Raw genomic sequence first — 13,089 nt, 5'->3', positions numbered from 1 at the left:
AAGAATTAATAAAAATATATCTAAAATTATATATTGATTTTAACATTTTTTTTAATTTTGTAGAAAAATAGTGATATTGATAAAATTTAATTTTAATTAATGATTTTGGGAAATTTTTACTCGATATTGACAATACAATCTTTAATTTGTCATTATTTAGTGATAATTTCCCATTGATTATCGAGTAAAAATTTCCCAAAAGTAAAGTTATTTTATACTACCAAATGTTTAATTTAAAACATCTCTAATGAGAGATGTTTATTTTTTGAATACAAAACCATATAAATTTTTAAATCGTTTGTATATAAGCAAATTAGATATCTTAAAATTGATTTTAAATATAAAAGATATTGTAATTACAATATCTTATTTTTTACATTTTTGGTGAGCTTGGTTTAGTGCTACTTGTTAAATATTTAATATTTTTTGATATTTTATTTTCTATTTGGTTAATTTCCAACGCCATTTTTTAAGATTTAAAAGTTTTTTGTCTAAATGTTTTAATCTTTCATTAATTTGTTTATTTTCAACTATAAGATTGTTATTTTTTTTATTTAAATAATTTACTTTTTGATTTATATTTTCTATAAATAAATTGTCATTTCTTTTTTTCGATTTATTAATTTCATCTTTAAAATAATCAAAGGCTTCAATACCAATTTCATTTTTATTAGTATTTATTCTTTTTAATTCAATACTATCTTGTTTTTGTTCTTTATTTTCTAAAAACATTGTTTCTCATTCTGGATTCATTTTCTTTTTGATAATAAGTTCAGTCCTTAATAATTTAAATTTTTACTGAGTTTAATTTAGTACTACTTGTTGAAAGTTGATTTTGCAAATCTATAGAATTTATTTCATTTTTACAATTCAATGAAAAAGTTTCGTTTGATTTTAGAAATTTAGGATTAAAAATGTTTCCTGTTATTAAACAAGGTTTATTTGAAAATAAATTCATCTGTTTTAGTATTTCACTTTTATTAATTAAAAATTTTCTTTCTTGTTTTTTATTTTGAAAAATAGGTGATTGATTAATATAATTTGCACCTAAATTAACAAATTTTTGTTTTTCATCACTTAATCTATCTTTTCACATAAGGCCAAATAACTCTTTAAGAGCTTCTTTATCAAGACCATCAAATTCTGGTTCTCCCTTATCGTTACACTTAAATTTAGACTTTTCTATAAAATCAATCATTTTTTTAGTTTCTATTAGTTCTTTAAATATTACTTTATAAGTATTTTTATACATTTGTCGAAATATAATTTTATTCATAAAATCTTCCTCTCAAATAAAAAAACTCATTTATTTTAAAATAAAATAATGAGTTAAAAACTTATATTAAGTTTAATTAAATTATACAAAAAAAGTTCCTATATGAAAACAAGGAACTAAAATTTTTAAGCATTATTTGAAATTTGTATTTATTTAACACTGTAATTTTCCAAAATAATTTAATTTTTTAATAAATATTTTTGGGAAATTTTCACTCGATATTGACACAATAATACTTACTTTTACAATTCAAAAATCCTTATTAATAGTTACTTTAATAAATTTTATTTTATTTTTAGTTATTTTTAAATTTAAGTTTTTATTTTATAATAACTGGATGGCGGTATTTATTTGATAGCATTTAAAATTAACCATTTTTGTATACATATCAATATTATAAGTTCTATCGCCAATCATATGCTTTAAAATTTGTTTAATATTAGTTTCAGTAAAGCAACCAATATTTTCAACTAGTGCTTGGTTTAATACGCCATCTTTGGCATTAATAAAATAACCAACTTTTAATTTTTTATATTGCAAAGTTAGTAATTGTAAAAAATCAATTAATTCATAATATTGACCTTTTGCAAATAAATTTATTGCATTTTCATAGTGTAATTTAGCAATTTTATTTTTTCTTCTACCTGCCATTATACCAAGAAATAAAACATGAAAAGCATGAAATTTATCCAAAATAAATTTAGCATTTAAAATTGTAGCAGTTTTTCTAATTCATTTTGCACTATCTCCACAAACTATTAAATTTGCTTGGTCAAAGTTTTCAAAATATAAATTACCATATTTTTGAATAAATTTAGCTGTTTTTTCTGCACCAATTTCTGTTTTTGATACTCTTATTTTACAAACTGCTCTTTTATTAATTAATTTTCCATTTTTCTTTTTACCAGTACAAAATACTAATAATCTCATAGAACATTTTTTACAATTTTTAGTATTATGTTTTTCATTAAATTTAAATTTTCTATGCCCATCATCAATATTTATATATAAAGTTTGATTTGGTTGCAATACTATTTTAGGGATATTAATTTTTGGTAATTGAAATTTTTGATATGTTCTACAAACTGTACTAGTACTTATTAAATCCTCAATAAAAGTATCACAAACATCACGATACTTTTTTCCATCAGCAAAAAATTTTAAAATTTGTTTAATAACATTAGGTGCAAGTTTACTATATTTTTTAACACCAAGATAATTATCTAGCAGTGAAACAAATTCCTTTTTTTGTGTTTTTGGGTTATAATATATACAAATACGTCGTTTATAAGTTAATAAACCTTTTTTGCTTTTAATTTTCGTTGTCTAAATCTATATGATTTATATTCAGATTTATTACATTCATTTCATAGTTGTTCATCTATTTTTGCAAATAATTCTTCTGTTTGTTTTAAACTTAATTCATCTTGATTAAAATCGTGTTTGTCTCAATCAAAATGATTAGGAAATGGTAATTTTATCATTTTTAATTTTCCTTTCTTTTAAATAATTTAATTTTAACTTATATATGTTAATAAGAAGTAAATATGGCTTTTATTAGTAGTTATGCACAACTAAATAAAAAATATAATCTTAATTTTAGTGATAATAATTATGGTTTTAGTTGAGATATTTTTAAAACATTTGTTGGTGATGAATGAGCAGAATATTTTACTACTAATTGTTTTTATCGTTTTATACCAACAGCACGGGGAACAAGAAAAACTTGAAATTGTTTAGCATTTGATTTATTTATATGTTGTAATTTTAGTGATAGTAGTGTTCAAGAAGTAAGACGATATGAAAATACTCATAGTGAAACTACAATTGGTGCTTTAATGAATGTTTGTCAAGTTTTATTAGATATAGCTAACGAAAGTAATGTTTACTCATAAATAATGTAAAATAATAATATGTAATTTAAACAATTCTTGCACTTACAAGTATAATTCAGCAATAATTAAAATAGATTAGGAAGATTAAATTATGCCAAAACCATACAGTGAGGACTTACGAAGAAAAGTAATAGAAGTTTATGAAAGTAAAAACATGAAAATTAAAGAAATTTGTAAAGTGTTCAATATCACTAGAAAGACTTTATTTTTATGAAGAAAAAGAAAGCAAAAAACCGGAAATATAAAACCAATTTTGAATTATCAAAAAGGACATAGCCACAAAATAAAGGATTTAGATGAATTAAAAAATTATTTAGCAGAAAATAAAGATGTTACAGTTCAAAAAGTAATTGAAAAATTTGGTGATATGACAAAAGAAACAGTTTATAACTATTTCAAAAAACTAAATTATACATATAAAAAAAACTTTTCTATATGAACAAAGAGATAAAAATAAACAAGAAGATTTTTTAAAAGAAATAGCGAAAATAATGAATGAAGATTTGGTATATATTGATGAATCTGGAATTGATGATAATGAATTTTATAAATATGGTTGGTCTGAAAAAGGTAAAAGATTATTTGATAATAAACCTGCATATAAAATAAAGAGAATGAGTATAATTGGTGCACTAAATAAAGGTAAATTAAAAGCTCTATGAGCATTTGAAGGACATTGCAATAGTAAAATTTTTGAATCATATGTTAAAAATATACTAATTCCAGTATTAAAGTGTGGACAAATTATAGTTTTAGATAATGCGACGTTTCATAAATCTAAAGCAACAAAACAATTAATTGAAAATGCTGGATGCAAACTATTATTTCTTCCACCATATTCTCCTAATTTAAATCCAATTGAACATTTTTGATTTGCTATAAAACATAATATAAGAAAAATATTACCAAATTATTGACCAAATATTAAAAACGCGATTGATTTTGTTTTTCAAGATATGAGTAAACATTACTTTAGTTAGCTATACATATAATATTAATTTATTACCTAATAATCCACATGGAATTAAATGAAAAATTACTAAGGACGGTGGATGTATTATTTTTCCTAGTAATCAACAAATTGACTTTATTGGTTATGCTAATGGTAATAAGATTTTTGGAAAAGAAGCTGGTGGTTCAAGTTTTTTAGGTTCAAGAACAGATGAAATTATTATGGCAGAAGAAAAGGAAACATTAACTGAAAAACAATTAACATATCGATATGAACGTTTACAAAACTCTATGTTTAGAAGTAATCGTATTAAAGTATCAAAAGAACCTATTAAAGAATGAAGTTGAACTTTTATTGATAAAAATATATATAGTCCTAATTTTGGGAAAAAGACTACTCGTTATTTTTATAAAAGTTTCTTTATTACTTTTACATGTAATCCTTATGATAAGTATCATCCATTTTATTTAAAATACTGTACACCATTTTTACCATTAAATGATAAAATAAAGAAAAATCTTGAACAAATTGGCAAAGTTTATTATGAAAATAAAGATATATTTAGTGGTTTAGGTTTATTTGTTTTAAGATTTACTATTAAATTGTTTTGAGATAAATTACCTGAAATTCAACAAAAAACGTTATTAGAAATGGAAAAAAGTAATCCAGATGAATATAATACTGTTTTTTATGGTTTTGAATTTTTAGATAGTGATGCAACAATTTTTCCATTTCAAAAAGTAGTAAAATATTGAAAAAAATATGATTTAAAACAATTTTATAATGAAGAAAAAGAAATGTATAAATTTGATTTTTATAGTGTTGGTATTGATTGAGCTACGGGGCCAAAAGACCATACTGTATTTATGATAGTTGGTTTTAAAGAATATAATAATACTGGTTATTATGATGCTTATATTATTTGTGAATTAGTAGTTACACCAAATGATTTTATTAATGAAAATGAAAAAATTAATGCTTATGTTAATGAAATTTTAGGACTAATGGATAATTTTGAAAATTTTGAACAAGCAATTTATTTTTATGATGATAAAGCAAGAACAGCAATGGATTGATTAAATCAAAAATTAATAGATGAACATAATACTATTTTAATAACACAAACTGCTATTAAACATGCTTCAAATTTAAATCAAGAAGCCGGATTAACTAATAGAGTAGTATGAATGAGAAATATTATGAGTTATGGAAACTTTTATGCTAATAAAGATGATTTACCAAAAACTACTCAATGTTTAGAAGAGTTACGTTATGATGAAACAAAAACTAACATTCCAGACAAAAATATGTATCAAGACCCTTATGATGCGTTGTTTTATGCCTTGTATCCATATAAAAATGTAATTAGGGGTAAAAATAATGCTAGTGTGAAAAAAAGTATCTTCACATTTGCTATATAATAAACAATTTCAATATAATTAATAGTATAGGTATCACAAAATAAACGCCTTGTATTTAGGCGTTATTTTTCTTTTTAAAGCATACTGTCAATATCGAGTAAAAATTTCCCAAAATCATTAATTAAAATTAAATTTTATCAATATCACTATTTTTCTACAAAATTAAAAAAAATGTTAAAATCAATATATAATTTTAGATATATTTTTATTAATTCTTATTTTGAAAGAGGTATTAAAATGAAATATTTTAATCCAAGTTATTTATTTAAATTATGAATATTAAGTATTCCTTTATTTCATAATGAAAAACAAAAAGTACAATCTATGCCAATAAAATCATTAACTAACTCAATAACTTTACAAGAATCATTAACTAATTTACAACAACTACCAATTAATTTAAAACAACCTGAAATTTTTAATCATAAACATCGTCATAAAAAGTATAATAAAAAAAGACATGTTAATGGTGGTTTAGAAAATTTAGAATTTTTTAATGGTACATGTACAAATGGAGGAACTACTTTTGTAAAATTAATTAAAGAAGACTTTTACTGTGGTGTTGAAGAACCTTGAAATAATAATAAAGGAGTTGCCATTTTGCCCTATGTTTTAAAAGATAATGAATATCATTATTTATTAAATAAAGAATACAATCCATTATTTAAAAATAAGCAAATAGGTGAATATAGCACTATAACTGGTGGAGTTGAAAATAAGACTCATTATCAAACAGTTATTGATGAAATGTGAGAAGAAACTGGCATTAATGTTACTAACAAAAAAGACAAAATTTACTATTTAGGAAAACATTATGCAAACAAAATCAGCACCAAAGAATGATATTTATATGGAATTGATTTGACAAATACGAATTTAGATTTGAATGCAACTTATAAGGGAAGTGGTGATGGTTCTATTGCAGAAGAAAAAAGTTTTGCTAAATTTATTAATAAAACTATTTTAGATATGTGTAATGATGTCTTAAGTTTAGCAATTTATGGAAAATTAAATCTAAATAACAAAATGGAATCAAATTTAAATATTTCAGAAATAAATTCAACAGATTTACAAGTTCAATCTTCAACAAGCGGATATAAACCAAGCTTGCCACAAATTTAAAAACGAGATATTACAATTGTAATATCTTTATATATTTAAAATTAATTTTAAGACACCAAATTTGCTCATATACAAATGATTTAAAAATTTATATGATTTAGTATTCAAAAAATAAAATCTCTTATAGAATTCTATTTTTTGCCTAATTTTAATTATGTATTATTAATAACCATATCTTCAAGGATGGTCTTTATTTGGTATATAAACTTTTTTAGTTTTTATCAAATCTTCTTTGATAATTGGCTTTAGTGGTATTTCTTTTAGTTGATATATTTGATTATTATAACTAAGATATAACTCATTAATAAACGATTTAAGTACAATTACGTCAGTTCTGGGTTGTATATATTGAACTTTATTATTTTTATAAGAAAAATACTTTTTACCATAGTATGTTATAGTTGAACCACTATCTGTTTTTCTTTTAGAAAATCTTGAAAGATAAATATTTATTTCTTCTTGTATAGGAGCTTTAATCATAGCAGATTTATTATCATCAATAGGAAAACCGAATTGTTTATTAAAAATACTTATGTATATTTTAAGAAATTGATTAGCTTCTTTTAAATTTTTAATTTTATTAAGTCTAAGTTCACTAATTAATCGACTTTGAAGCGTTCCAAATAAGCGTTCGATTCTACCTTTAGCTTGTGGAATTGAAGTTCTAATTATTTCAACACCTAAATCATTACAGCACTTTTGAAATTGAGTATAAGTATCATTTTCTGTATTTATATTTCCTGCATCAATTTTTTTCTTATATCCAAAAACTGTTCTGTTATCAGTATAAAATGTTTTTGGTATGCCATATTTAGTTAAAATTTGATAAAAAACATTATAATAACCATCTAATGTTTCTTGATGATCAAATCATAGTCCAACAATATTTCCTGTAGCATCATCAATTGCAGCATGTAAAAATGCTTTTGGTTTATCATTACCAAATCAATGATGATTACTTGCATCCATTTGAATTAATTCACCAAAATTTGTTCTACGATTTCTAGTTGGATGTAAGTTATTTTTTTTATTTTTATGTCTTTTTGGTGAAATAATTTTTTCTTTGATTAATATAGTATAAAGTGTGCTATATGAAATTTTAATTTTTTCTTCACTAATTATTTTTTCATGAAAATGTTGAAAATTAAAATTATAATATTTTGTTTTATATAAGTTTATAATTTTATTTTTGATTTCAATTTTTGTTACTTTATTAGAAATTTTATTTCTAGATTTATGAATAAAACCAACTTTACCTTCTCTATTGAAAATTTTAATTAATTGGTTAATTCTTCTAATAGTTAGGTTAAGTTTATTCTTGGCCTGATGTTTAGATAATTTATTAATAATAATGTCATTTATAATTTTATATTTATATTTTTCTTTCATAGTCATGCTTCTTTCCATATTTATCACCAAGTATATTTAACCTCACTTTTTGGGAAATTTTCACTCGATAACTAATAGGAAATTATCACTAAATAATGACACTTTTTAAAGCATACTTGTAAAAATAATCAAAAATAGTAAAATTTAGAGGTAAAATCAAGGAAAAAAAGAGTAATTTAAGATGAAAACATGAATAAAAACAAATTTAAGTAAAATAACATTAGCATTAGCACTAACTGGTGCAGTAAGTGGAGTAACTGGTTTAATAATTGGTTCAATAGCACATAATAAAACTAATGATTTGCAATATTATTTAGATTATGATGGTAATGTCCACTGGGGGGGCTTGTACGACGATATGAGAAAGAAAAACAGATGATATTCATAAGATAACTTTATATTTATCTATTAATCCTTCTTATCCTAATGTTGATATAAAATGAGATGGAATTTATCCAGATGGATATTTCAATAAAAAAATCTAAATTTCTAAATTTATGTAAGAAATATTTTCATTATACTTATCAAACAAACTAATATTAGTTAAATTTATGTTTTGTTTATCAGTAATTAAAATTAAATCATAATTACCAGAACCAAATAAACCACTAATTTCAATCCGATTTAAGTTATTAATCGGATTTTCAATTTGTAATTCAAATTCATTATCATTATCAATTTGCGATATTTCTTTATAAAATTCTAATTTAGAAAATAATTGAGATTTATTTGAGCCATATAAATTTAAAGCATTTTCAATTTTTGCTTTATCAATAATTGCTTTTGTAAAATACTTACCATATTCACCATTACCAAGTGTTCAATCAGCAGGAATTAATGAAGGTATATTATTACTTTCAAGTTCATTAGTTATAGATAGTCAGTTAAATTGGTTATCATCTAGTTTAAATAATTCGTTTTGACTAATATCATTATTTTTTAGTTTAATATTATTAATATCTGTAAAATCAAAATATTCAGATTTTAATACTACTTTTACATCCTTAAATTCTCAAACATCAGTTGGATTTGTATGAATTGGATTTGATTTTAATTCAAAATAATAAGGCAATAAAAGTTTACAATCATCATTCAAACCTTTATTAATTGAAATAATAGAATAAATATATTTTGAAAGCATATTTATTATTTTTTTTAAAATTTGTACTTGTTGTAATTTTACATAATTCGGGTAATCTAATTCCCATTGTTTAAATAAATTTGTAATAACTTCTTCTGGTTTTTGTCCTTCAAATTTAGCACGTAATTCCGCTATTTTTGTATTTAAAGTATCTGGTTTAAAACCATCAAAATTTCTATTATAAGTATATGTGTAAGTTAGCATATCTAATAATACTTTTTGTAAACTATCAATTGGTGGTCTATCTTTTATTTCTAATTCAACATCATGAAATTTATTAGTTGTAGAAATAAATAGATTATTGTTACCTACTAAAAATCATGACTCTAATTTTGTATCTTTTAATTCTAGTTCATCAGATAATGGTCATACTTTTGAATTTTTAGTAACATCATAACCTATTTTAGCATTAGTTACTCTTGCATTATTAATAATTTCTTTTCTTGTTTCAGTACCACCACCAATAGCAATTAAATCTAAAATTGATTTTTCTTTTCCTATAAATTGTTTTGCTAAATTTCAAGGTAATATTTGTTCACTAAATCATTGTTGTAATATTCTAACTTTTGGTTGAGTTTCAATAGGCATTGATAACAGCGGAAATGCTATCTTATCTTTGACAAATAACTTTGGGTATACTTCCATATTGTCAACTTCACCAAGTACCTTTATATTGCCAAAAATCATGCTTCTAGGAGCTTTAATTTTTAAACCAGTTACTTTTGTATCTTTATCTAATGGTTTTTGTAATTTAATAATGATTGGATAACCATCTCTTGTTTTAAAATCTTTAATTTTAATAATAGTAATACTTTTAGTACTTCTAGTTTTTGGATTTTGATAAGGTTGAGAATAATTATTAATGATATATAAATTATCAATATTATTTTCACTTAAAGGTTCATTAATTGAAACTGCATATAATTTAAATTGATTTAATAAATTTATTTCTTGAAATATTAAATTTTTAATATCAGTCATACTATATTCAATTGTATTATCATTAATATTTGTGCTAGCTCTTTGATTTAATTGCATAGTAAAGTCTGATGTTTCAGCAGCAGTAGTTTTTAATACCTTATCAATATCAATAAAACCTATTTTAATAGTATTTGCTGAAAATTTTAAAGTATTATTTTCATTATTTTTAAATAAACGTTCAATTTCATAAATATATAAAGTTCTTAGTTTAAATTCATCATATGCTCTTTTAAGCTCAGGGTCACCTTTGCTACTCATAAGATTAGTAAAGTCATAAGGAATATTATCAATTAAATAATCATTTTCTACTTCTGCTTGATTAAGTTTAGTTTGTTTCTGTGGAAACTTCGTTTGTGGTTTGTTGTTGTTTTCCATTGTTCTCTCCTATTAATTGGTTATTTTCGGGATTAAATAATTTTAATTTAACTATTAAATTATTAATTTCTTGGTCATCATTAATATTAAATGTTTTACTATTTAATAAATCTTTATCTAAACGTACTAATATTTGAATAAATTTAAGAATATCAATATTAAATTGTCATAATTTTTGTTCAATATAATTAATGGTTGAAATATTTACTGCTGTACTTTCGGGTACTGATTGTTGTGCAGATTTCTTTTGACTTGGTATATGAATACCACAACGTTTAAATATTTCATTAACATTTCAATCATATATATCAGTTAAGTTTTTACCTTTAAAGTTGCTATTTGTCATATTGATATTTTCGTTTTGTTCATTATTATCTCCACCACTTTTAAATATGTAGTTTTTAGTAACCAAAGTTCTTACTGCTTCTTCTAATGCTGATTGAACATTACCATAAGTTTGACTAAATATAAATTTAGGTGAATTTAAAATGGTATCTAAAACAATTTGTTCATAAATAACATCTAATGCTTTAATTTTATCCATTACTTTATCACAATCTGCTAACTCATTTGCTTTATTTCGCATAATTGCTATTGGTATATAGTTAATATTTAGTGTTTGTTCTTGTGCTAAATTAGGGTTATTACTATATGTTCTAAAATCTAATGGAAATTGTTTTTTATTATCACTAATACTATAAATTGCACGATTAATAGTTACTTGTTCATTATTTAATGTATAAACTTCAAATAATCTTACAATTTGTGCATTTTGTTGATAACTATCATAAAAAATAGTACATTGAATTAATTTACCAGTAATATCATAAACTCTTTGTTGGATATCTACTACTTGAAAATATAAATCATCATTAGCAATAAAAATTAAATAACCACTAATTCCTAATTTACTTAATTTAAAAATAGAATTTCAATTTTTTCTATAAAACTCTTGTTTAATTAAATATTGTTTAATAGTTTCATTATTAATATCTAATGGAGCATTATATAAATTAGCATTATTTTCTGCTACAAAATCAGTAAAATAAGTTTCATGATTAAAATCATTAAAACCAAAATAATTTAAAATGGAAGCATGTGTACTTTTATTTTTATTATTTAAAAATTTTACTTTTTCATTTTGATTATCACTAATATTACTTTTTTCTTTTCTCTTAAATGGATTTAACATAATATTCACCACCTTTCTAAAATATTTGATTAATTTTTAATACAATTTTTACTATAATAAATATAATTAAACCTGCTGTTGCAGAAGATAATAAAACTCCAATTAAACCTAAAATAATTTTTATAATTTTAAAAAACATAATATTATTCCTGTAATTCTTCTAATTTTCATACATTACCTTTTAAATTACCTTTTACAGTATAAATAGTAATCAATTTTGCATGTTGAACTGATAAAATTACTATATTAGCACTATCATTAAAGGTTTGTATTTGTACACCAGCAATTTTTTTATCAGTTATAATAAATTCTTGAATAGTATAAACTGGATTATATATACTTCAAGAATAATAAACTCTATAATGTTTATTCTCTTGAAAATCATAAGTAATTTGTCAATTATCTCATTTATTTTTTTCTCTTGTTCCTACTTCTTTTCAATTTGAACCACTTGGAATTGGTGTTGGATTATTTTTTAATTCAATATCTCAAATATTTTCTTCTATTTCATTAGTTTCTAAACTTTTTGAACTAATTTTAATTGGTTTATCTATATTAATTACACTTGGTGAAGTAATATCTAATGTATTACTAGTAATTTGATAAGTATTTTCTTTTAATTCTTCAAAACTAAATATAGCACCACCATCAATTTCACATTTAATAAATAAACTTCATTTATTAGTAGATTTAGTATAATCAGCCTTAAGAATTAAAGAAGCATCTTTATTATCAATTTTACCAATTAAAAGAGTTCATGTACCAGTTCCAACTGCTTTTGCTGATTTAAACAATAACATTAATGGATAACCATTTTGCTCAGGTGCATTTCTGTGTCATGTTATAAATACACGATATGTTTTATTAAGGTCAATATTAAAATTATCTCATGTTCTATTATCAACTTTCTTTCCTATTACAACTCAATTTTCTTTATCTTGTTTTTTATCAATATTATTTTTATTTTGATTAATAGCATCAACAATAGTTTTATGTTCAGTTTCTAAAGTAGGAATTTCTTGACCAATAGCATTCATAGAAAAAGCAATTGGAAATAATGCTTTTGTATCTTCTAATTTTTTATTTACTTCTTCTTTTTTATAATAATCAGATAAATCAGCTTTACCACCAGTAGTACTAATAGTATTAGTTTTTTCATCAATCTTAATATTTTCACCAGCAATTAATTTATTTTGTTTTTTATCTAATAAATTATTAGTTTCTAGTTTTGTATAATAATCACGTTCAATACTTTCTTCTGCTATAAATTCAATTGGTGTTCCAGTACCTTGATATTGATATATATTATGAATTATTGGTGTATACTTTTTTGTACTATTAGTAG

At 22.2% G+C, this 13,089-nt stretch carries 15 protein-coding genes; 6 read left to right on the top strand and 9 right to left on the bottom strand.

From position 1 onward, the window contains the following. Positions 1-441 precede the first annotated feature (441 nt). From AACL11_RS07650 to AACL11_RS07635, 4 genes are all read right to left on the bottom strand, one after another. The gene (locus tag AACL11_RS07650) at positions 442-753 is read right to left on the bottom strand and encodes a hypothetical protein (RefSeq protein ID WP_338987219.1); all 312 of its coding nucleotides are present in this window, start codon (positions 751-753) and stop codon (positions 442-444) included. 34 nt (positions 754-787) lie between these two features. Further along, the gene (locus AACL11_RS07645; protein ID WP_338987217.1) at positions 788-1,276 is read right to left on the bottom strand and encodes a hypothetical protein; all 489 of its coding nucleotides are present in this window, start codon (positions 1,274-1,276) and stop codon (positions 788-790) included. Between the two features lie 324 nt (positions 1,277-1,600). Beyond that, a complete protein-coding gene (locus AACL11_RS07640) occupies positions 1,601-2,548 on the bottom strand; it encodes an Mbov_0401 family ICE element transposase-like protein (protein ID WP_422397950.1) in 948 nt (315 codons plus the stop codon). 20 nt (positions 2,549-2,568) lie between these two features. Further along, positions 2,569-2,760 (bottom strand): hypothetical protein, encoded by a 192-nt coding sequence (locus tag AACL11_RS07635; RefSeq protein WP_338987210.1) that lies wholly within the window; start codon positions 2,758-2,760, stop codon positions 2,569-2,571. A gap of 63 nt (positions 2,761-2,823) precedes the next feature. On the opposite strand from AACL11_RS07635, the gene AACL11_RS07630 reads away from it, so the two are divergent. From AACL11_RS07630 to AACL11_RS07610, 5 genes are all read left to right on the top strand, one after another. Further along, positions 2,824-3,171 (top strand): hypothetical protein, encoded by a 348-nt coding sequence (locus AACL11_RS07630; protein WP_338987208.1) that lies wholly within the window; start codon positions 2,824-2,826, stop codon positions 3,169-3,171. 91 nt (positions 3,172-3,262) lie between these two features. After that, positions 3,263-3,622: a helix-turn-helix domain-containing protein gene (locus AACL11_RS07625; protein WP_338973555.1), complete on the top strand. Its 360-nt coding sequence runs from the start codon at positions 3,263-3,265 to the stop codon at positions 3,620-3,622. Beyond that, positions 3,579-4,151, top strand: coding sequence for an IS630 family transposase (locus AACL11_RS07620; RefSeq protein ID WP_338988471.1), 573 nt, complete (start codon positions 3,579-3,581; stop codon positions 4,149-4,151). The genes AACL11_RS07625 and AACL11_RS07620 overlap by 44 nt, the downstream gene beginning before the upstream one ends. Further along, positions 4,114-5,544: a hypothetical protein gene (locus tag AACL11_RS07615; protein ID WP_338987207.1), complete on the top strand. Its 1,431-nt coding sequence runs from the start codon at positions 4,114-4,116 to the stop codon at positions 5,542-5,544. The genes AACL11_RS07620 and AACL11_RS07615 overlap by 38 nt, the downstream gene beginning before the upstream one ends. Positions 5,545-5,781: 237 nt before the next feature. Continuing rightward, positions 5,782-6,666: a hypothetical protein gene (locus AACL11_RS07610; RefSeq protein ID WP_338986545.1), complete on the top strand. Its 885-nt coding sequence runs from the start codon at positions 5,782-5,784 to the stop codon at positions 6,664-6,666. Between the two features lie 162 nt (positions 6,667-6,828). Here AACL11_RS07610 and AACL11_RS07605 read toward each other — a convergent pair whose 3' ends face one another. Continuing rightward, on the bottom strand, positions 6,829-8,073 hold the full coding sequence (locus AACL11_RS07605) for an ISNCY family transposase (RefSeq protein ID WP_252319108.1): 1,245 nt from the start codon (positions 8,071-8,073) through the stop codon (positions 6,829-6,831). Between the two features lie 163 nt (positions 8,074-8,236). On the opposite strand from AACL11_RS07605, the gene AACL11_RS07600 reads away from it, so the two are divergent. Beyond that, positions 8,237-8,443 (top strand): hypothetical protein, encoded by a 207-nt coding sequence (locus tag AACL11_RS07600; protein ID WP_338987206.1) that lies wholly within the window; start codon positions 8,237-8,239, stop codon positions 8,441-8,443. 93 nt (positions 8,444-8,536) lie between these two features. Here AACL11_RS07600 and AACL11_RS07595 read toward each other — a convergent pair whose 3' ends face one another. The 4 genes from AACL11_RS07595 to AACL11_RS07580 are packed head-to-tail and all read right to left on the bottom strand — an operon-like array spanning position 8,537 to position 12,781. Then, positions 8,537-10,552, bottom strand: a complete 2,016-nt coding sequence (locus AACL11_RS07595) for a hypothetical protein (RefSeq protein ID WP_338987204.1) — start codon at positions 10,550-10,552, stop codon at positions 8,537-8,539. Next, the gene (locus tag AACL11_RS07590; protein ID WP_338986711.1) at positions 10,503-11,744 is read right to left on the bottom strand and encodes a hypothetical protein; all 1,242 of its coding nucleotides are present in this window, start codon (positions 11,742-11,744) and stop codon (positions 10,503-10,505) included. The genes AACL11_RS07595 and AACL11_RS07590 overlap by 50 nt, the downstream gene beginning before the upstream one ends. 16 nt (positions 11,745-11,760) lie before the next feature. Further along, the gene (locus AACL11_RS07585) at positions 11,761-11,883 is read right to left on the bottom strand and encodes a hypothetical protein (protein ID WP_338973392.1); all 123 of its coding nucleotides are present in this window, start codon (positions 11,881-11,883) and stop codon (positions 11,761-11,763) included. A 4-nt stretch (positions 11,884-11,887) separates the two neighbouring features. Continuing rightward, positions 11,888-12,781: a hypothetical protein gene (locus AACL11_RS07580; RefSeq protein ID WP_338987202.1), complete on the bottom strand. Its 894-nt coding sequence runs from the start codon at positions 12,779-12,781 to the stop codon at positions 11,888-11,890. Between the last annotated feature and the right edge of the window lie 308 nt (positions 12,782-13,089).

This window comes from Spiroplasma endosymbiont of Dasysyrphus albostriatus, from assembly GCF_964019495.1.
In the GTDB taxonomy this organism is placed as follows: domain Bacteria; phylum Bacillota_I; class Bacilli_A; order Mycoplasmatales; family VBWQ01; genus Spiroplasma_E.
Note: the sequence above shows the minus strand (reverse complement) of the source record. Positions and strands in the feature narration are given on the sequence as shown.